This is a genomic window from Arthrobacter sp. BK1 (assembly GCF_056680055.1).
On record NZ_CM155263.1, the window covers coordinates 2645105 to 2666158 of the forward strand.

Below are 21054 nucleotides of genomic sequence, written 5' to 3' on the forward strand. Positions count from 1 at the left end.
CTAGCATAGGCATGCAGCCCGCTCGCAAAATGCCCTACTGTGCACGGCCTCCCCTCCGTCCCGGACCGGGGCCGCCGACGGTCAGCCCCCTTGGCGGCCGCCCGAGCCCGTTGCCAATCGGAGGAGGACCTCATGGCTGAAGAAAAAGACGCACCCCGCTCCGCGGACCCGCCGAAGGCACTGATCCCCCGGAGCCAGCTCGGCGGCACGGACCGGCGGCGTAACGGCCAGGACTTCGAAAACCGCCCGCCCGTTTCCAGCCAGGAACTCAGCAAGGCACCCGCCGAACTGATCGAGGAACGCGGGCCGAGGGTCAACTGGCGCGTCTTCGTGATCTCCTCAGCCATCATCGTCGCCTTCTCCGTGTGGGCGATGGTAATGCCCACCGGGGCGGCCGCGACCATGAAGACGGTAGTCGCCTGGATCGCGGAAAACCTCGGCTGGTTCTACGTCCTCACTGTCACGGTGGTGATTGTGTTCGTGCTGTGGGTGGCCCTGTCCAAGGAAGGGTCTGTCCGCCTCGGCCCGGACCACTCCCGCCCGCAATACAAACTCTTCACCTGGGTGGCCATGCTGTTCGCCGCCGGGGTGGGCATCGACATGCTCTTCTACTCCGTGACCGGACCCATCACCCAGTACATGATGCCGCCGGTGGGCGAGGGCCAGACCCCTGCCGCCGCCCAGGACGCCGTGGTCTGGACCATGTTCCACTACGGGGTGGCCGGCTGGGCCATGTACGCGCTGCTGGGCATGGCCATGGGCTACTTCGCCTACCGCTGGGGCATGCCGCTGTCCATCCGCGCAGCCCTCTATCCGCTGCTGGGCAAACGCGTCCGTGGCGGAATGGGCGACGCCATCGACATCGTGACCCTGGTGGGAACGGTCTTCGGCGTTGCCACGTCCATGGGCATCGGCGTGGTGCTGCTGAACGTCGGGTTCGCCATGCTTTTCGGCCTGCCGCAGGGCCTGGCCCTGCAGATCGCACTGGTGATTGTCGCCGTCGTACTGACCATTGCGGCGTGTACGTCAGGGGTGGACAAAGGGATCCGCTGGATCTCGGAGCTGAACATATGGAGCGCAGCGGCCATGCTGCTGTACATCCTGGTGACCGGCCAGACGTCCTTCCTGCTGAACTCCATGGTGGAGAACATCGGCCGGTTTGTGTTCACGCTGCCGGACCGCACCCTGCAGACCTTCGCCTACGAGGAGGGCGGCTCGGAGTGGATGGCCGGCTGGACCCTGTTCTTCTGGGCTTTCTGGCTCGCCTGGGGTCCGTTCGTGGGGCTGTTCCTGGCCCGTATTTCCCGCGGCCGGACCTTGCGGGAGTTCGTCATTGCCGCCATCACTGCCCCGGTGCTGTGTGATTTCCTGATCGTCAGCATCTTCGGCAACAGTGCCATGCATGAGGTCCTGAACGGCAACACGGAGTTCGCCCAACTCGCCATGGACAGCCCGGAACAGGGCTGGTATGCCCTGCTGGAGATGTTCCCCGGGGCGGGGTTCCTGATTGGCCTGGGTACGCTGTCCGGGATGCTGTTCTACCTCACCAGCGCCAACTCCGGTGCCATGGTGATGTCCAACTTCTCCTCCTCCATCCCGGACCCGTCACAGGACGGCGCCAAATGGCTGCGGATCTTCTGGGCGGTCCTCACCGCGCTGCTGACCATCGCCATGCTGGTGGCCGGAGGCGTGACCACCATGGAGTATGCCACGTTGATCTTCGCCCTGCCGGTGACGGTCATCGCCTGGCTGGTGATGGCGTCCTTCTCCAAGGCACTGCGCATGGAGCGAGCCGAACGTGAAGGACAGGTCCTGCGGCGGCAGTCGACGGCGGCCCATGGCGGCCACGTGCCGGACCGCACCTGGCGCCAGCGGCTGGCAGGGATGCGTTCGTATCCGTCGAAGAAGCAGGTGGCCCAGTTCATGGAACGCACGGTGCAGCCTGCACTGGCGGATGTGGTCAGGGAGTTCACCAAGCAGGGCTACCAGGCCACCCTGGACCTGATCCCGGACGAGCACACGGCCATTTCCAGCCACGCGCTGGTGGTCAGCATCCCGGACCACCGCGACTTCCACTACCAGGTCAAAGTGGTGGAGGCGCCGGTGCCGATGTTCGGCGGACGGATGTCCCGGCAAACGGACGTGTACTACCGGGTGGAAGTCTTCGCCCAGACCGGTTCGGAGGGCTACGACCTCATGGGGCTGTCCCACCAGCAGGTCATCGACGACGTCCTGGACCGTTACGAGGCGCATCTGGGCTTCCTGACGTACTCAACCCAGCACGACTACGCCTCGGTGCTCACTCCGCCCGTTCCGACAGCGACGGGAAGCATGCCAGTGGTGGAACCTCCGCGTGAAAGCGGGACGGACAAACCCGGGGCGTAAGCGGGGGCCCCGTGCCTTTTGCAGCGCCGCCTAGACGGTTGCTTCCTGGCCCAGCCGGTAATCGGCGGCGGCGTACACACCGAGGATCCGTACTTCCGTGGTGAAGAACGCGAGTTCCTCCAGGGCCAGGCTCAGCGCCAAATCCTCGGGGTGGCCTTCCACGTCGGCCATGAACATGGTGGCGGCAAACTCGTTGCCCACCATGTAGCTTTCCAGCCGCGTCATGTTCACGCCGTTCGTGGCGAACCCGCCGAGGGCCTTGAACAGCGCAGACGGGACGTTCCGGACACGGAACAGGAAGCTCGTGACGGCCGGCCCGGCCAGTTCATCCCTGCCGGGCAGCTCTTTTTCCGGCGCCAGGACCACAAACCGGGTGGTGTTCGAAGGGTCGTCCTCCACCCGGGAAGCCAGCACCTCCAGGCCATAGATCCCGGCGGCCAGCGGGGGAGCGAGGGAGAGTTTCGTGGGGTCATTCCACTCCCGCACCTCCCGGGCTGAACCGGCGGTGTCGCCGGCAATGACCGGGCGAAGCCCCGCTTCACGGATCAGCCGCCGGCACTGTCCCAGGGCATGGATATGGCTGTGGACCTCCGTGGCCGCCTCGATGCTGCTGCCGGGAATGCCCAGCAGGTCGAAGTGGATGGGCAGGAAGAACTCGCCCACGATCTGCAGGCGCGACTGCGGCAGCAGGATGTGGATGTCCGCCACGCGGCCGGCGATCGAGTTCTCGATGGGGATCATCGCCAGTTCCGCCTCGCCGCTGGCTACCAGCTCGAAGGCGTCCTCAAAGCTGGCGCAGGGAACGCTTTCCAGCTCAGGGAACATCTGCATGCACGCGATATTGGAGTTGGCGCCGGGCTCACCCTGGTACGCAATCTTCTGGGCCATGGTCCGTATGCTTTCACGGCCCGCCCAATCCCCCCAATTGGCCGTGAATCAGTGTCGCCATTCGGACATTCGGGGGCCTTTGGCGCCGTCAGGAAGGAGTAACCCGGAGCCACAGGTACCGGTGCGGCGCGAGCGTCACACCGTCGTCGAGCCTTACTGCCGTTCCGGTGAGAAGTTCGACGGCGGAAGCCCCGAACCCGGAAAACGTCACCGCCGGAAGCTGCCGGACGCCGTCGCTGAAGTTTGCCAGCACCAGGACGGTACTCGCCGGACGTGCACCGGCCGAAACCGTGCTGCCCGGACGCTGGAAGCCCAGGACGCCCGGAGAGTTGGTGCGGAAACCGATAAGCCGGGTCCCGGCCAGTTCAGGAGTGGAGGCCCGGACCTCGGTCATGCGGCGCAGGCCGCTGAAGATCCGGCCCTCGGGGGTGCCGGGGTTGCCCCTGCGGGCGTACTGCTCCGCAGGGTAGTGGGGCCGATGCACCCAGCGGCTGTCGGCGTCGTGCCCTTCCTCCAGCGCGTACTGGTTGTCATTGACCTGCCCCACCTCGTCGCCCAGGTAGAGCAGCGGGATGCCGCCGGTGCTGAAGGCGACCGAGTGGGCCAGCAGGATCCTTCCGATGGCGTGCTCCGGATCGTCCTCCAGCCCGCACAGCGAGGCGGTGGTCCCGGAGATGCGGCAGTCCCCGGTGCGGGGGTTGTCCTGGAACGGCACGCCCCGGGCAAAGCTCCCGGGGAAGCGGTTGACGTAGAAGGCATTGAGGAACCGCCGGTGGTCAAAGCCGTTGATTCCCAGCTCGGCAGCGTCCTCGTCGGCGAAGGTCCAGCCGATATCGTCATGGCTGCGGACGTAGTTCACCCACGAGGTGCCGGCAGGAATGTTGTGCCGCCGTTCCAGGGCCTGGGACAGCAACGCGACGTCCCGGGTGGCCAGCGACTCCCAGATGAGGGCCATCTGCAGCGGGTTGTAGGACAGCTGGCATTCGGCGGGATCGATGTAGAGCGCCACCTCGTCCGGGTGCACAATCGCCTCCGACTTGAAGAGGAGCGACGGCGCGGCCAACCGGCACACGGCATTGAACGCCCGCAGGAGCAGGTGGGCTTCGGGGAGGTTCTCGCACGGCGTGCCCAGCTGCTTCCAGATGAAGGCCACCGCATCCATCCGGAGGATATCCACGCCCTGGTTGGCGAGGAACAGCATTTCCCCCGCCATCGCCCGGAACACCGCCGGGTTCGCGTAGTTCAGGTCCCACTGGTAGGTATGGAACGTGGCCCACACCCAGCGCCCGTCCGGCAGCGGGACGAAGGATCCGGGGTGGTCGTCCGGGAAGATCTCCCGCACGGTCCGCTCAAAGGCGTCGGGCATGGTGCGGTCCGGATAGATCCAGAAGTAGTCGCTGTACTCCGGATCGCCCGCCGCCGCCCGCCGGGCCCACTCATGTTCATTGGACGTGTGGTTGAAGATGAAGTCCACCACGAGGCTGATCCCGTTGTTCCGGAGCTCCGCCGCCAGCTCACGCAACTGCTCCATGGTGCCCAGTTTCGGGTTGACCTGGCGGTAGCTGGAAACCGCATAACCGCCGTCAGAATGCGGCTCCGGCGCCAGGAACAGCGGCATCAGGTGGAGATAGGTGAGGCCCAGCTCCTTGAAATACGGGATCCGGGCACGGACGCCGTCCAGGCTGTCCGCGTACCGGTCCACGTAGCAGACCCCGCCGAGCATGTTGTTGGACAGGAACCAACTGCTGTTCCCCTCCCGTGCGGCGTCGACGGCCTTCAGCGCGGCCGGACGTTCCTGCCACGAGCGGGCGCATTGGACCACCAGGGCGGTGAGCTGGTCCAGCCAGTCCTCCCGCGTTCTGTAGAGGCCGTGGAAGAGCCCGCAGAGCTCGGGGAAGTGACGGTCAAGGCGTTGCCTGAAGGCGCTGCCCGGATCGGCTTCCGCCGGGGCCGGCTCGCGGTTCAGCGCGTCCAGGACATGCTGATATGCCGGTTCGTCCACGTTGACCTGGCCCTGCATGGATCCGCTCCTCCTGCCTGTGGCCGGCTGATGGTGCCGGCTCGTGGTTAGGGAAGTATGCCACGGGAAGATGCCCGCTGACAGGCATTGGCAGGGTCATCAAGGGCTGCGGGGCAGGCTACAGGAAGTCCGGCGGTACTAATCGTTGCTACCATGGTGTGTTGAACATTCAATGAATTTGAGGAGACAGTGTGGACTCGCGGCTCGAAGCCATCCGGAATACCGTGCTGGCGCGGAACCCCGGCGAGGCTGAATTCCACCAGGCAGTGACCGAGGTTTTCGAGAGCCTTGGACCCGTCCACGACCGGCACCCGGAGTTCCTCGAAGCCGCCATACTGGAGCGGCTGTGCGAGCCCGAACGGCAGATCATCTTCCGCGTGCCGTGGACCGACGACTCCGGCCGCGTGCAGATCAACCGCGGCTTCCGGGTTGAATTCAACTCCGCCCTTGGCCCCTACAAGGGCGGCCTGCGCTTCCACCCCTCCGTCTACCTCGGAATTGTGAAGTTCCTGGGCTTCGAACAGATTTTCAAGAACGCGCTGACGGGCATGCCCATCGGCGGCGGCAAGGGCGGTTCGGACTTTGACCCCCGCGGCCGCAGCGACGCCGAAGTGATGCGGTTCTGCCAGTCGTTCATGACCGAGCTGTACCGCCACATCGGCGAATACACGGACGTTCCCGCCGGTGACATCGGTGTGGGCGGACGCGAGATCGGCTACCTCTTCGGCCAGTACAAGCGCATCACCAACCGCTACGAATCCGGTGTCCTGACCGGCAAAGGCATTTCCTGGGGCGGCTCGCTGGTCCGGCCCGAGGCCACCGGCTTCGGCACCGTGATCTTCACCGAAGAGATGCTCAAGACCCGCGGAACGTCATTCGACGGCCAGCGCGTCGTGGTCTCCGGCTCCGGCAACGTAGCCATCAACGCCATCGCCAAGGCCCAGACACTCGGCGCCTTGGTGGTGGCCTGTTCCGATTCTTCCGGCTACATCGTGGACGAGGCTGGAATCGACGTCGGGCTCCTCCGCCAGGTGAAGGAAACGGAACGCGGACGCCTCAAGGACTATTCACTGCGCCGTTCCGGCGTTGCCTACGTGGAGGCAGGCTCCGTGTGGGACGTCAATGCCACCGTGGCTTTGCCGTGCGCCACGCAGAACGAGCTCGACGGCGATGCTGCCGCGAGGTTGGTCCGCAACGGCCTCCTTGCCGTCGGGGAAGGCGCCAACATGCCCTCCACCCGTGACGCGGTTTCGGTGTTCCAGGACGCCGGCGTGCTGTTCGGGCCGGGCAAAGCTGCCAACGCGGGCGGTGTGGCCACCTCGGCGCTGGAGATGCAGCAGAACGCCAGCCGCGACTCCTGGTCCTTCGAGCACACCGAGCAGCGCCTGACGGAGATCATGGTGGGAATCCACCACCGCTGCGCCGCCACCGCTGACGAATACGGGGAGCCTGGCAACTATGTGCTCGGCGCCAACATCGGGGGATTCGTCAAGGTAGCGGACGCGATGCTCGCCCAGGGCCTGATCTAGGTCCCAATCTGCAGGCTGGATCGCGCTGGTCTACTGCGGCAGGGTGAGGATTTCCGCTCCGTCCCTGGTGATCGCAATGGTGTGCTCGCTGTGGGCTGTCCGGCACCCCGTCGCGCTTCGGAGCGTCCACCCGTCCGCATCCGTGACGAGTTGGGCCGTGTCCACCATGACCCATGGCTCCAGCGCCAGCAGCAGCCCGGGGCGGAGCTTGTAGCCTCGGCCTGGCCGTCCGGTGTTCGGAACGTGCGGGTCCTGGTGCATGGTTGATCCGATGCCGTGGCCGCCGAACTCGGTGTTGATGGGATACCCCGCTTCGCTGAGGACGGCGCCGATGGCGTAGGAGATGTCGCCGATGCGCGCTCCGGGTCCGGCGGCCGCTATCCCTGCGGCCAGGGCGCGTTCAGTGGTGCTGATCAACGCCACGCTCTCCGCGGGCTTTGATTCGCCCACGATGAAGCTGATGGCGGAGTCCGCGGCGATTCCAGCTTTGGCGACGGCAAGATCGAGAGTCAGCAGATCGCCGTCGGCCAGTGCGTAGTCCCGTGGCAGCCCATGGAGGACGGCGTCGTTGACGGCGGTGCAGATGTAGTGGCCGAAGGGCCCGCGTCCGAAGGATGGCGCGTAGTCGACGTAGCAGGAGTCCGCTTCGGCCTGGACGATCATGTCCTTGGCCCACCGGTCGATGTCCAGGAGGTTCGTGCCCACCGTGCTGCGGCCCTTCAGTGTCTGCAAAATGTTGGCCACCAGGGCGCCTGTTTCCTTTGCGCGGGCCAGTTCGGTGGGGTTCAGGATCTCGATCATGCAGCGCCTTTCGTAGCAGTCCCAGCACCAATAACTATACCGGCCATATTATCCCGGTATTAGAATTGGAGCCATGGTCAGATTGCCACTCACAACCGAAGAGGTGAAGCGCGGGGAACGCCTCGGCGCTCTCCTGCGTCGCGCCAGGGGCGAGCGCTCGATGCTCTCGATCGCGCTCGATGCCCGCGTCTCACCCGAGACCCTCCGGAAGATCGAAACGGGCCGGGTGGCCACCCCCGCTTTCCCGACCATCGCCGCGATCGCCGAGGTAGTGGGCCTCTCCCTGGATGCGGTCTGGGCCGAGATCAACCGGCCGGAAAGCGGATCGGACGTGGCGGGCCCTGGCGCTATTGCCCGTGCGCGGCTCGCCTCATAGGGTCCATTTCCTAGTGGAGGTCCGCGTTCCCATCAAGGGTGGAGCCTTCCGTGAAACAAGAATTTAACATTCCTGCAGGACGCCCGTAACGGCGGTTTGGCTACTCTGGTGCAACAAGGTTTACTAGTAGCTAACGCCAACCGGACAGGAATGTTTCGATGACAAGTGTCGCAACCCCTGCTGTATCCGCACCATCCATCACCCCAGCCGACCACATTTCCCTGAAGGACATCGCCCAGGCCCACGATGTCCGCTTCCTCCTGGCCACCTTCGTGGACATGACCGGCAAGCCCTGCGCCAAGCTCGTCCCCGTTGAAGCCGCCGATGAACTCGAGGCCGGGGCCATGGGGTTCGCCGGCTATGCGGCCGGACTGATTGGCCAGAAGCCCCAGGACTCCGACCTGATCGCCATCCCGGACCTGGCCTCCTTCACCCCCGTGCCCTTCATCAAGGATGGCCTGGCCATCATCCACTGCGACCCGCACGTTGACGGCAAGCCCTGGCCGTACGCCCCGCGGGTCATCCTGAAGAACACGCTCGCCCGCTTGGCCGGGAAGGGCGTGCAGGCCAAGATCGGCGCGGAGGTTGAGTACTTCCTGGTTAACAGGAACGACGACGGGACGCTGAGTACCGCTGATGCCCGCGACGATTCGCCCCGCCCCTGCTACGACGCCCGCGGTGTCACCAGGATGTACGATCACCTCACCTCCATCTCGGAGGCGATGAACTCCCTCGGCTGGGGCAACTACGCCAACGACCACGAGGACGCCGCCGGCCAGTTCGAACAGAACTTCAACTACGCTGACGCGCTCACCACCGCAGACCGCGTGGTCAGCCTCCGCTACATCCTGAACATCCTCGCCGAACAGCGGGGCATGACCGCAACCTTCATGCCCAAACCCTTCACGGACAGGACCGGCACCGGGCTGCACTTCCACCTGTCTTTGTGGTCCGGCGCCGAGGCGCTGTTCCCGGCTGACGGGAGCAGTGCAGACGACGGCGGCCGCGGCCTTGGGCTTTCGGGGCTCGCCTATTCGTTCATCGGCGGCATCCTTGAGCACGCTCCTGCGCTGCAGGCGTTTTTGGCGCCCACAGTGAATTCCTACAAGCGCTCGGGTGCCACCACCAGTTCCTCGGGTGCCACGTGGTCGCCACGGAAGGCGTCGTTCGGCGGCAACGACCGCACCCACATGATCCGTGTTCCGGACAACAAGCGGATCGAGCTCCGCTCCGGTGACGGCTCGGCCAACCCGTACCTGGCCATCGCCACCGCCATCGAAGCGGGCCTGGACGGCGTTGAACGCGCCGTCGATCCGGGAATGCCCTCCGGCCCGGGCGAGTCCAAGCCTGATGCCCACCTCCTGCCGGCCACCCTCCTGCACGCCGTCGAAGCCCTCCGGAAGGATCCGGTGATCCTGGCCAGCCTCAGCGGCGACGCGGAGATCGGCAGGTACTACGCCGATGCAAAGGAAGAGGAATTCCTCAGCTGGCACAACCAGGTCAGCGACTGGGAAATCCGCACGTACCTGACGTCCATCTGACCCGACTCCAGTAAGAACCTCCACCAAAGCAAAGCACCAGCTCCACCAAGCAAAGGAACCCCACATGTGCGGAATCGCCGCGCTGCAGCTGCGCAACCCCCTGCTGCACCCCCAGATGGGCAGCCTCCTGTCCTCGATGATGTGCCAGATCGTGGACCGTGGCCCGGACTCCGCGGGCATGGCTGTCTATGACACCCCGGGCCTGGTCTCCGAAGGAACCTCCACCGTCAGCCTGCTGGGCAAGGACCAGGGCCTGCCTGTCGGAGAGATCCAGCTCGCGGTGGCCGGCATGCTGCCTTCGGACGCCGGTACCGCGGTCCGGGTGGTGGGAGATACCACCCTGGTGAGCGCCGCCGTCGGAACTGATCTCCTGGTGAAGGCGGTCAGCGAAACCCTCCCGGGCTCCACCATCATTGGCCGCGGCGAGCACGTCGCGGTGATGAAGAGCGTCGGCCACCCCATGGAGATTGCCGCCGAGCACGGGCTCGAAGCCATGGCCGGAAGCCAAGGGCTCTCGCACACCCGGATGGCCACCGAATCCGCTGTAACTGCGGGCGGCTCGCACCCCTTCTCGGTGGCCGACGACCTCTGCCTGGTCCACAACGGCTCCTTCTCCAACCATGCCACCGTCCGTCGCGACCTCAAGCGCGAAGGCGTGGTGTTCGACTCCGAGAATGACACCGAGGTGGGCGCCCGCTACGTGGCCTCCCGCCTGCAGCAGGGCGACACGCTTGAGGAAGCCCTGGTCAACCTGGGCAAGGTCCTCGACGGTTTCTACACCCTGGTGGTGACCACAGCGGACAGCATGGCCGTGGTCCGGGACCCCATCGCCTGCAAACCGGCCATCATCGCCGAAACGGACGACTACGTGGCGATGGCCTCCGAATACCGTGCCCTCGCCGCCCTGCCCGGCATCGAAAACGCCCGCATCTTTGAACCGGAACCCGGAAAGGTCTACACATGGTCACTCTGACAGCGCCCGAAACCAGCAGCCCCGAAACCAGCACCGCTGCAAGCACTGGATCAACGCAGGAAACGTTCGTTGTTGACCTGGCCGGCAGCCCGGTCCGCGCCTTCAACCAGGCCCTGCACAACGCCGTTGACGGCCAGTCCTGGACCGTCACCAACCCCGAGGGCAAGCACAGCCTGGCGGTGGGAATCAACGCCGACGTCTCGGTGACCGTGGAAGGGCATGCAGGCTACTACGCGGCCGGGATGCACCAAAAGGGCGATGTGACCATCAACGGCAATGCCGGCGTCGGGCTGGCCGAGAACATCATGTCCGGCCGCGTCCATGTCAAGGGCGACGCCTCCCAGTCCGCGGCGGCCACCGGCCACGGCGGCCTGGTGGTCATCGACGGCAACGCCAGCGCCCGCTGCGGCATCTCCATGAAGGGCGTGGACATTGTGGTGGGCGGAAACATCGGCCACATGTCCGCATTTATGGCCCAGGCCGGACGCCTGGTGGTCTGCGGCGATGCCGGCGAAGCCCTGGGCGACTCCATCTACGAGGCCCGGATCTACGTCAAAGGCACCGTGGCCTCCCTCGGCGCCGACTGCATCGAAAAGCCCCTGAAGGAAGAGCACCTGGCCGAACTCGCCGGGCTGCTCGCCGCCGCCGGCCGCACCGACAGCCCGGCCGACTTCAAGCGCTACGGCTCAGCCCGGAACCTCTACCACTTCAGCGTCCACAACTCGACGGCGTACTAGGAGCCACCATGACCATCACCTCCCTTCCCCAGAGTGCTCCAGCACAGGACACCGCGTTGCTCCCGCAGAACGTCGCTGAACTGGGCCTCCGCGAGTCCTCCACGTTCGACCGCGCAACCATCGCCGACATCCAGCGCGCCGCGGCAACCGGCGTCTACGACATCCGCGGCTGGGGCGCCAAGCGCAAGGTCCCGCACTTCGACGATCTGCTCTTCCTCGGCGCCTCCATGTCCCGCTACCCGCTGGAGGGCTACCGCGAAAAGTGCGATACCGACGTCGTCCTCGGCGACAGGCACGCCACCCGTCCCCTGCACCTGCAGACGCCGGTGACCATCGCCGGAATGAGTTTCGGCGCCCTGTCCGCCAACGCCAAAGAGGCGCTGGGCCGCGGCGCCTCGGAGGTGGGGACTTCCACCACCACGGGCGACGGCGGCATGACGCCTGAGGAGCGGGGCCAGTCCAAGCACCTCGTGTACCAGTACCTCCCGTCGCGCTACGGCATGAACCCGGACGACCTCCGCAAGGCCGACGCCATCGAGATCGTCCTCGGCCAGGGTGCCAAACCCGGCGGCGGCGGCATGCTGCTGGGACAGAAGATCACCGAACGCGTCGCCGGAATGCGCACCCTCCCGGTCGGGATCGACCAGCGCTCGGCCAGCCGGCACCCCGACTGGACGGGCCCGGATGACCTCGAAATCAAGATCGGCGAACTGCGCGAAATCACCGACTGGAAGACCCCCATCTACGTCAAGATCGGTGCTTCCCGGCCGTACTACGACACCGCGCTCGCTGTGAAGTCCGGTGCGGACGTTGTGGTGGTGGACGGCATGCAGGGCGGTACCGCCGCGACGCAGCAGGTGTTCATCGAAAACGTCGGCATCCCCACGTTGGCCGCCATCCCGCAGGCCGTCCAGGCTCTCCAGGAACTCGGAGTCCACCGCAAGGTCCAGCTCATCGTCTCGGGTGGCATCCGCACCGGCGCCGACGTCGCCAAGGCCATGGCCCTTGGCGCGGACGCAGTCGCGATCGGAACCGCAGCCCTGATCGCGCTCGGCGACAACGATCCCCGGTACGCCGCCGAATACGCGGCCCTCGGTTCCGCTGCCGGCTTCTACGACGACTTCCAGGACGGCCGCGACCCCGCCGGCATTACCACCCAGGACCCGGAGCTCGCCTCCCGGCTGGACCCGGTAGCCGCCGGCCGCCGCTTGGCCAACTACCTCCGCGTTCTTACGATGGAAGCGCAGACAATTGCCCGGGCCTGCGGGAAGTCACACCTGCACAACCTCGAACCCGAGGACCTGGTGGCGCTCACCATTGAGGCCTCCGCCATGGCCCGCGTCCCGCTGGCAGGCACCAGCTGGATCCCGGGCGCCAAGTAACAGCGTCAAGCAACACGCGCTAAGCAGTACCTGTACCCGCCCGGAAAAGGAACCCCGTCATGACCGATTCTTCAGACTATGTGGTGGTGGGCGCCGGCCTGGCCGGTGCCGCCACCGCCTGGCAGCTCGCCGCCCGCGGGCACCAGGTGACCATCCTGGAACGCAACGTTCCGGCCAGTCACGATGGCAGTTCGCACGGCTCCGCGCGGATCTTCCGCTACGCCTACGCGGACCATTTCTATACGCACGCTGTGGCGGAGTCGAAGAGTCTGTGGGACGGGCTGGCTGAGATCGCAGGTACACCGCTGATCACTCCCTCCGGAGCCGTGGACTTCGGCACTGAACGCCATCCGCAGATGCTGGCCTCGGTGCTGGCTGACGAAGGAATCGAGCACGAACTCCTTGACGCCGCCGCTGCCCGCGACCGCTGGCCGGGGCTCGCTTTCGACACCGAGGTCCTCTGGCACCCCGGTGCCGGAGTGATCGACGCCGAAACGGCAGTCAACGCCATGGTGGAACAGGCCGTGAAGCACGGTGCCCGCCTGCTGACAGGCTGGCCGCTACGGTCGCTGGACAAGACCGCGGCCGGCTACCGCCTGACCTCCACCACGGGGGAAACGTTCGACGCCGGTCACGTAGTGATCAGCGCCGGCGGCTGGCTGCCGGAGCTGCTGGGCAAGCTGGCGCTGCCTGCGGGCTTCCTCGCCGGGCTGCCCCAGATCACCGTGCGGCAGGAGCAGGCGTTCCACTTCCGCTACCGCGATCCTGACAGTGCCGCCAACTGGCCCACGTTCATCAACAAGCGCGAAGACATCCAGGTCTACGGCCTCCCGGGCGGGCGCGACGCAGGCTTCGCCGGCCAGAAGGTAGCCGAATACAACGGCGGCAAGTTCATCCCCAGCGCCGCTGAGCAGACCGGCGAAGTGGACCCGGCCAACCGCAGCCGGGTGGTGGACTACGTCCGCCGCCTCCTGCCCGGACTTGACCCCGAGCCGTACGCCGAGACCACCTGCCTGTTCACCAACACGCCCACCGAGGACTTCATCATCGACCGGGTGGACGGCCTGACCATCCTCTCGCCCTGCTCCGGCCACGGCGCGAAGTTCGCTCCGTTGATCGGCCAGTGGGCAGCGGACCTGGCCAGCGGGGCAGCCAACGTGCCGCTGCGTTTCCGTACGGCGACGACGGCGGTCAGCAACCGCTGATTTCGCACTTCCCCAGTACTCATCCTGCCCCCGCACCCCTTCGAGAAACGGACCCCCGTGACTGCCTCCACCTCCTCCGCCTTCCGCCACACCCCGGAGGCTGCACCGCACGCGTCCCCCGCCTTGCCAACAGCCGCTGAGCCTGCCGCCGCAACGGTGAGCGGCCTGCTCAGGGACATTGCCGACGTCGGCCGCGACAGTGCTCGGGGCGGCTACTCCCGCCCGGTGTTCTCCAGTGCTGAGACGGAACTTCGCAGCTGGTTCATTGAACAGGCCGCGCGCCGCGGGCTGGACGTCCAGACCGACCAGAACGGCATCATCTGGGCCTGGTGGGACACCGCAGCGGGCACCAGGCAGGACGCCGTGGTCACCGGCAGCCACCTCGATTCCGTGCCGGGCGGAGGTGAGTACGACGGGCCGCTGGGGGTCGCCTCGGCACTGGTCGCCGTCGACCTCCTCAAAGCCCGGGGGTTGCGTCCCAGGCGGCCGCTGGCCATCGCCGTATTCCCCGAGGAGGAAGGGTCCCGCTTTGGCGTGGCATGCCTGGGGTCGCGCCTGCTCACCGGCGAACTGGATCCGAACAAGGCCCGGCGGCTCAAGGACCCGGACGGAAACACGTACGCGGACGTTGCCGCGGCGAACGGCCAGGATCCCCGGCTTATCGGTGCTGACTACCAGGCGCTGGCGCAGCTGGGCCTGTTCGTCGAGCTGCACGTTGAACAGGGGAGGGGGCTGATCGACCTGAACCAGCCGGTTGCCATTGGCTCATCGATCCTGGGCCACGGCCGCTGGAAGCTCACCGTCACCGGCGAGGGCAACCACGCCGGCACCACCCTGATGAAGGACCGGAAGGACCCCATGATCGCTGCGGCGAAGGTCATGGTGGGCATCCGCGACACGGCCCGGAAGTACCGCGACGCGCGGGCCACCGTGGGCAGGCTGCAGCCCGTGCCGGGCGGAACCAACGTGATCGCTTCCCGCGTGGATCTCTGGATCGATGTCAGGCACCCCGACGACTCGGTGACCGCCGCGCTGGTGGAGTCCATCGCGCTGAATGCGCAGGTGATGGCGGCCGAGGAAGGCTGCACCGCCACCCTCACCGTGGAGTCGCTGAGCCCCACCGTGAATTTCGACGCCCCGCTGCGGGACCGGCTCCGGGAACTCCTGCCGGACGCGCCTGTCCTGGACACCGGCGCAGGGCACGACGCCGGCGTCCTCAGTTCGCAGATCCCCACCGCCATGCTGTTCATCCGGAACCCTACCGGCATCTCCCATTCTCCCGATGAGCTGGTGGAGGATTGGGACGCCGAGGCCGGCGCGGGTGCTCTCGCGGACTCGCTGGCGGGACTGCTGGGGGAGGCCCGGGTCATCGGCTAGCCACAGGCTTCCGATGCGCGGCCTTCCGATCCGCGGCGCTCACGGCAAGGGCGGGCTTCAGTTCCTCACCCGGTAGACCATCAGCACACACCCGCCGTCGAGCCCGCGCGACTCTGTCAGTTCCAACCCGATCCGGCCCTTGAGATCGCGGAAGAAGGGAACACCCGATCCCAACAAGACGGGATGCACGTTCAGGCTGACCTGATCGATGACGCCGGCCTCAAACAGCGAGCCTGCGAGCTCGCCCCCGCCCATCAGGCAAATACCCTTGCCCGGCTGACGCTTGAGCGTTTTGACGAAATCGACAGCATCTGAGGTGACGAGCTCCGTGCCGGGCGGGGCCTGGGAAAGCGTGCGGGAGAAAAGATACGTGGCGACTGCCGGAAGTCCGCTGCCCTCGAGGCTGCCGGCTTCGGGTTCTGGGCCGGCTTCGGAACCGGGTTCATCGCCCACGCCCTGTGCCGCCGCGAATTCCCACGTTCTCCGTCCCATGAGGACGGCATCCACCGCGGACCAGTACTCGCTCATGTACTGTTCCACATCCGCGCTGAAGTGGATCCAGTCGACGGCGCCGTCGCTGTCGGCAATGAACCCGTCGAGGCTGCACGCCGCACCATAGGTCACGGTCCGCATCGCATGTCCTTCCCCTGCAAGCCCACTAAAACTCTGGCACATGCGCAGGGCTTTGACTATGGCGGTTGCTTGGGCTGTGGCTGCTACGGTGCCACCTATGATGGCTCCTATGACCAATCACGCCCCGGACGATGCTCCCGCGACCGAATCACCAGCCGACGCCGGGGACGGCGTTCCTGGTGTCGATGTTGCCGGTGACAGCGCTCTTGGTGCCAGTGTCGCGGGGAAACTGGAAGTCGCGGGGAAACTGGAACAGGTCATCGCCGCCCAGGTCCGCCACTACCGCACAGCCGGCGGGCTGTCCTCCGCAGAACTGGCAGCCAGGACCGGCCTGTCCAAGGCCATGATCTCCCGGATCGAAACGGCCACCACATCCTGTTCGCTGACCACTTTGCAGCGTCTGGCCGACGGCCTGAAGATTCCGGTCACTGCACTTTTTCGCGGCGCCGATACTGACCGCGATGCCACCTTCACCAAAAGCGGCCAAGGCAGCCTGACGGTGCGAAGCGGTACCCAGCACGGCCACGAATACCGGGTCCTTGGCACGCTCAAGGGCCGCACCGATGCGCTGGAACCGACGCTGGTGACCCTCACCGATGCATCCGACGTCTTCCCGCTTTTCCAGCACCCCGGCACCGAATTCATCTACATGCTCACCGGCAAAATGATCTACGGGCACGGTGCCTACGAGTACGCGATGGAGGCAGGGGACTCGCTCCTGCTCGACGGCGAAGGTCCGCACGGTCCACTGGAACTCCTGGACCTGCCCATCCGCTTTCTGGCCGTCTCCGCCAAGTGACCGCCCCCCGGGCCAAGTGATCCGCCCCCGGCCAGCCAGCGGGGGATGTCACCAGCGGGGCCGCACCTCAACGGGCTTTGGCGGAAAACCCCAGTGCGTCCGAGTGACGTGTGAAACTCGCTTGCCAGTGACCGAAACGTTGAATTAACGCGCCGGAAACCCACTGCCGGACTGCGGCGATGAAGATGGAACAAGACGGCAATAGCTGCCCTCCGATGAACGTGGTACTGACTCCGCGTCCCTCCTCCGGAGCGGCTCTGACGGGCAATTTCCGTTCTCTCTTCGCATCACGAAAGGGGTTTCCCATGGATTCGGGAAATGTCGCTTGGATTCTGGCCAGCTCGGCGCTGGTCTGTATGATGATCCCCGCCCTGGCCCTGTTCTACGGGGGCATGGTGGGGTCGCGTCGCATTCTCAACATGATGATGATGTGCTTCGGCGGCGCCAGCCTGGTGGCCGTTCTGTGGGCGCTCTTCGGCTACTCAATGGCCTTCGGAAATTCAGTCGGCGGCCTCGGGCTGATCGGTGACATCACCGAGTTCCCCGGAATGGGGCAGCTGCTCGCCGCAGACGAGGCAGCATCCATCCCGGTCATCCTCTTCGCAGCTTTCCAGCTGTTCTTCGCCTGCGTCACTACAGCCCTGGTTGCGGGAGCGGCAGCCGGGCGCATGAAGTTCGGCGCCTGGATGCTCTTTGCCGGAATCTGGGCAACGATTGTCTACTTCCCGATCGCGCACTGGGTGTTCGCCTTCTCTTCGGCCGACGGCAGCGTTACCGGCGGCTGGATCGCCAGCGGCATCAAGGCCATTGACTTTGCCGGTGGCACCGCGGTCCACATGAACGCCGGCGCCGCGGCTCTGGCCCTGGCACTGGTCCTGGGCAAGAGCTCCGGTTGGCCCAAGATGGAACACACCAAGCCGCACAGCCGGCCGCTGGTCCTGGTTGGTGCAGGGCTGCTCTGGGTGGGCTGGTTCGGCTTCAACGCCGGTTCCGCACTCTCGGCAGGCCAGTCGGCGTCGGTGGTATTCCTCAACACAGCAGTGGCAGCTTCCGCCGGCCTTCTCGCCTGGGCCCTCGTTGAGCGGCTCCGCCACGGTGCGGCGACCAGCATGGGCGCAGCGTCCGGCCTGATCTCGGCCCTGGTTGCGATCACGCCCGCTTGTGGCGCGGTCAGCCCGCTTGGTGCGCTGGCTATCGGCGCCATCGCAGGTGCCGTCTGCTCCCTGGCCATCGAACTCAAGTTCCGCCTGGGCTATGACGATTCCCTCGACGTCGTCGGCGTCCACCTCGTGGGTGGCATCCTCGGCACGCTGCTGATCGGCCTGTTCGCAACGGATGCAGCTCCCAACGGCGTCAACGGACTGTTCTACGGCGGCGGTATTGAGCTGCTGGGCGTCCAGGCGCTGGCCACGGTCACTGTGCTTGCCTACTCGTTCGGTATCACGTGGATTCTGGCGAAGATCCTGGACCGGATTATCGGCCTGCGGATCAAGCCAGAAGACGAGATGCGCGGTATCGACATCGCAGCCCACTCCGAGCTTGCCTACCTGACCGACGAAGACCCCGTGGAGCTGGGTTCTCCGCAGCGGGCCTGACCAGGGCCGGATACATTCGGCACCATGGGAAGTAACACCCACAAGATCCAACCAGGTATCACCAGGACGTCCGGGTAGGCGGTTGCCGCACTGCCCGAGGTACGAGTCAGGCCGAGGGCCGAACCGCGGACCGGTGTCAGCAGCAGCTGGCTTATAGTTCCGAGGTTCGGCCCTTTGTCATGCTGTGGGGACATGCGAGGCCCGAGGCGTCAGCCGCCGATGCAGACCAGATTGCCGTCCCGGACTTCCAGCACCGCGGCCCTCACATGGCTGAGATGGGTTTTCGGGTCCGCGGTCATCCCTTCGATGTCCTCGCCGTTCCAGAACGGGTGCGTGAAATAGACGACGACGGCGCGTTCGTTGCCATCAGCCGAAGCAGCCACCGGGACAACGTCCGCGTGCCGGCCTACCACTGCACCGCCGTTGTATGTCTCCGGAGATGTGAGGATGAGCCCGTCTCGGTGTTCCTGCCGGACCCAGCCGCCTGCCGCGTCATCGGAGCGGTAGATGGCCTGACCCCGCCACTCGTCAACGATCATCCAGTACCACCCGGTCAACTGGAAGACTTTGGGGCCCTCGTGGGGCCGCCCGGAAACAACCAGCCCTTCCAAAGCCCACGACGACGGGTCGGCAGGTGAGCTGCTCACTGCGCTGTAGGTGTTCGATCCGCGGGCCTCGTCCTTGTACCAGAGTCGATACTTGCCGTCCCCGCACAGGGCCACCGCAGCGTCGATAACTCTCGGCGAATCCAGTTCGACGGCACCGAGGTACTCCCAGGAGACCAGGTCCCGGCTGGCAAGCTGAACGATGGAGGCCTGTCCGGTCCAGTCCGTCCGCATCCCGCCGAGCACTGTCAAATACATGATCCATTGGTCACCCACACGCACGACGTCGGGCGCCCACAGGGTAGCGGGCAGTTCAGTTCCCGGCGGGGCCAGTCCGCTAACCGCGCCCTGATATGCCCAGTTCAGGCCGCCGTCAGACGAACGGGCAATCCCAATTTCCGTCCCGTGCACCCACTCCACGCCGGTCAGGCCCTGTTCCGTGGCCCGGCGCTGGGTGTAGAAGAGTACCCACTCACCGGTCAGGTGGTCCGGAACCAAAACGGGATCCGTGGGGCCGTCCCAGACCGGATCACGGTAAGGCGTCGTGAAGGCGTCAGGGCTGAGAGCGGTCAGTACCGCTGCGGTGGCGTTCTTTTCGTGGCGCACGGGAGTCTCCAATAAAAGGCTGATTCGGTAAAGCATAAGCGAGAAACCGGTTTCTCGTAGCCCACCAGCATGGCTTCAGGCCGGTTAGGGTGAAGTTGGTGTCCAGCTCGGGTCTTCGAGCCGCTCCAGCTCAACTCGTGGAGCCGATATCCGGTAACCGGGGTGGTTCCCAGTCGGGTTGTTCGCTGGCGTAGCGTCTGCCGGTGGGTGAGATCCAGCCCGGTGGGTGGTCTTTGGTGGCTGGTCCGGGTTCCCAGCCGCCGGTGTGCCTAAGGCGGTGATGTTTAGGGCAGGGCTGGGCGAGGTTGCTGATCCCGGTGGTGCCGCCGTGGGCCCAGGCGAGGAGGTGGTCCGCTTCGTTGTCCAGGGAATGGTTGCTGCAGCCAGGGAACGGACACTTACCATCCCGCATCCTGAGCCATTGGCGTTGGGCCTTGGTGACCCGGTAACTGGTCCGCCCGACCTCCAACGGCGCACCATCCCTCGGATCGATCAGAACCCGGCGGAACGACTCGGCACCATCGGCAATAAGCCTGCGCGCCATCGTGACCGGGATCGGCCCATACCCATCCAGCATCGCCGGCTCATCCGTGGCACCCAGCAACGCCATGACCGGCAGCGTGACCAGGACCTGCGCCCGAGGCGAGGGCGGGAAACCGTCGGCGACTTGGTCCGAGTCCCCGCCCAGGAGCAGGGTCGCGGCGATGTCGGCACGCATCTGGGTCATGGTCCGGTCCTCGTCCGGGCCCTGCAATGCCCGGGACGCGGCGGTGACCCGGTTCCAGATCCCCGCAGCCTGATCCGCCGGCAGATACGCCGAAAGCCACGCCATGCCATCCCGGGCAGGGGTGTATTCCAGCCGCCGATCCGCAACGGAGCGGGCGTGGCGTTTTTCGATGCTGACCGGGTGGTGCCGTTCCCGCCAGATCCGGGCCTTATGCCGGAACCGGGACGGGACGAGTTCCCCCGCCGGGCCACGGGCCGGGTTGGGCGCGTCGGGGTCCAGAAAATGCGCCTCCAGAGCTCTGGCTGCGGCGGGGTCCAGGTTGGTGGTCTCGTCCACCATCACCCGGGCGTGCTGCCACGAAATTTCCCCGGCCTGCAGCGCGGACAGGGTCAACGGCAAATCAGTGGTCAGGGCCTGGGATTCGGCCAGCAGGTTCCCGGCGGTCCGTTCGCTGACTGTCAAAACACAGGCGACCTCAGCCACGACTGCCATTTCCTGGGCACGCCCGGATTCGTCCGGTGCAGCCAGTGCCTGCGAAACGCGGGCAAACCCGGCGGCAGAATGGGCTGTCAGGGCAGCTACTTTGGCGTTCAGCCGGGCGGCTTCCGCAAGGGTATCCAGGAGTCCATCGGCCTCGCGGCGCAGCGGATCGCCATCGCAATAAAGGGCGGAATCAATGCCGCACACAATAAGATCCAGCGCTGCGACAGAGGCCTTGATGGCTCCCACCGCCTCAACCGCCGCTCTGCTTCCCATACACAAATCATCCCGCGAGGCACTGACATTAACGCCGAGGCTTCATGCCTATGTGGATAACCTACGGCCACGGCGGACAGAGGCCGGCGGCCAGCCTGCGCCGTAACTGGCTCACGTTA

17 protein-coding genes are annotated in these 21054 nt (G+C 66.0%); 11 read left to right on the forward strand and 6 right to left on the reverse strand.

From position 1 onward, the window contains the following. The first annotated feature begins 132 nt into the window (after positions 1-132). Positions 133-2385 (forward strand): choline BCCT transporter BetT, encoded by a 2253-nt coding sequence (gene betT / locus AC1MCA_RS11995; protein WP_479797424.1) that lies wholly within the window; start codon positions 133-135, stop codon positions 2383-2385. A gap of 30 nt (positions 2386-2415) precedes the next feature. On the opposite strand, the gene AC1MCA_RS12000 is transcribed toward betT, so the two are convergent. Together AC1MCA_RS12000 and AC1MCA_RS12005 are read right to left on the reverse strand one after the other, a co-directional pair. Further along, the gene (locus tag AC1MCA_RS12000; protein ID WP_479797429.1) at positions 2416-3273 is read right to left on the reverse strand and encodes a prephenate dehydratase; all 858 of its coding nucleotides are present in this window, start codon (positions 3271-3273) and stop codon (positions 2416-2418) included. An 88-nt stretch (positions 3274-3361) separates the two neighbouring features. Further along, positions 3362-5293, reverse strand: coding sequence for an alpha-amylase family protein (locus tag AC1MCA_RS12005; protein WP_479797433.1), 1932 nt, complete (start codon positions 5291-5293; stop codon positions 3362-3364). A 191-nt stretch (positions 5294-5484) separates the two neighbouring features. Between AC1MCA_RS12005 and gdhA the strand changes: the two genes are divergently transcribed. Next, a complete protein-coding gene (gene gdhA, locus AC1MCA_RS12010; RefSeq protein ID WP_479797439.1) occupies positions 5485-6822 on the forward strand; it encodes an NADP-specific glutamate dehydrogenase in 1338 nt (445 codons plus the stop codon). Between the two features lie 30 nt (positions 6823-6852). Here gdhA and map read toward each other — a convergent pair whose 3' ends face one another. Next, positions 6853-7623, reverse strand: coding sequence for a type I methionyl aminopeptidase (gene map, locus AC1MCA_RS12015; protein ID WP_479797444.1), 771 nt, complete (start codon positions 7621-7623; stop codon positions 6853-6855). A 73-nt stretch (positions 7624-7696) separates the two neighbouring features. On the opposite strand from map, the gene AC1MCA_RS12020 reads away from it, so the two are divergent. The 7 genes from AC1MCA_RS12020 (at position 7697) to AC1MCA_RS12050 (ending at position 15214) form a co-directional block, all read left to right on the forward strand. Next, complete coding sequence (locus AC1MCA_RS12020) at positions 7697-7999, forward strand: helix-turn-helix domain-containing protein (protein WP_479797445.1); 303 nt, start codon at positions 7697-7699, stop codon at positions 7997-7999. Between the two features lie 158 nt (positions 8000-8157). Then, entirely contained in the window at positions 8158-9540 is a 1383-nt protein-coding gene (glnT, locus tag AC1MCA_RS12025) for a type III glutamate--ammonia ligase (protein WP_479797447.1), read from the forward strand. 64 nt (positions 9541-9604) lie between these two features. After that, positions 9605-10513 (forward strand): class II glutamine amidotransferase domain-containing protein, encoded by a 909-nt coding sequence (locus AC1MCA_RS12030; protein WP_479797449.1) that lies wholly within the window; start codon positions 9605-9607, stop codon positions 10511-10513. Continuing rightward, a complete protein-coding gene (locus AC1MCA_RS12035; RefSeq protein ID WP_479797451.1) occupies positions 10501-11250 on the forward strand; it encodes a protein glxC in 750 nt (249 codons plus the stop codon). Before AC1MCA_RS12030 ends, AC1MCA_RS12035 begins: the two co-directional genes overlap by 13 nt. 8 nt (positions 11251-11258) lie before the next feature. Next, positions 11259-12632, forward strand: coding sequence for an FMN-binding glutamate synthase family protein (locus AC1MCA_RS12040; RefSeq protein ID WP_479797453.1), 1374 nt, complete (start codon positions 11259-11261; stop codon positions 12630-12632). A gap of 59 nt (positions 12633-12691) precedes the next feature. Further along, positions 12692-13837, forward strand: coding sequence for an FAD-dependent oxidoreductase (locus tag AC1MCA_RS12045; RefSeq protein WP_479797455.1), 1146 nt, complete (start codon positions 12692-12694; stop codon positions 13835-13837). Between the two features lie 123 nt (positions 13838-13960). Next, entirely contained in the window at positions 13961-15214 is a 1254-nt protein-coding gene (locus tag AC1MCA_RS12050) for an allantoate amidohydrolase (protein ID WP_479803374.1), read from the forward strand. Positions 15215-15271: 57 nt separating this feature from the next. Here AC1MCA_RS12050 and AC1MCA_RS12055 read toward each other — a convergent pair whose 3' ends face one another. Continuing rightward, positions 15272-15847, reverse strand: coding sequence for a dihydrofolate reductase family protein (locus tag AC1MCA_RS12055; RefSeq protein WP_479797457.1), 576 nt, complete (start codon positions 15845-15847; stop codon positions 15272-15274). Between the two features lie 109 nt (positions 15848-15956). Here AC1MCA_RS12055 and AC1MCA_RS12060 point away from each other — a divergent pair, with 109 nt between their 5' ends. Next, entirely contained in the window at positions 15957-16646 is a 690-nt protein-coding gene (locus tag AC1MCA_RS12060; RefSeq protein ID WP_479797459.1) for a helix-turn-helix domain-containing protein, read from the forward strand. Between the two features lie 305 nt (positions 16647-16951). After that, a complete protein-coding gene (locus AC1MCA_RS12065) occupies positions 16952-18241 on the forward strand; it encodes an ammonium transporter (RefSeq protein ID WP_479797461.1) in 1290 nt (429 codons plus the stop codon). A 209-nt stretch (positions 18242-18450) separates the two neighbouring features. Here the strand turns inward: AC1MCA_RS12065 and AC1MCA_RS12070 are convergent, their stop codons facing one another. Together AC1MCA_RS12070 and AC1MCA_RS12075 are read right to left on the reverse strand one after the other, a co-directional pair. Beyond that, positions 18451-19452: a family 43 glycosylhydrolase gene (locus AC1MCA_RS12070; RefSeq protein WP_479797463.1), complete on the reverse strand. Its 1002-nt coding sequence runs from the start codon at positions 19450-19452 to the stop codon at positions 18451-18453. Positions 19453-19582: 130 nt separating this feature from the next. Further along, positions 19583-20935 carry an HNH endonuclease signature motif containing protein gene (locus AC1MCA_RS12075; RefSeq protein ID WP_479797465.1) on the reverse strand — a complete coding sequence of 451 codons (1353 nt, stop codon included), beginning with the start codon at positions 20933-20935 and terminating at the stop codon, positions 19583-19585. Between the last annotated feature and the right edge of the window lie 119 nt (positions 20936-21054).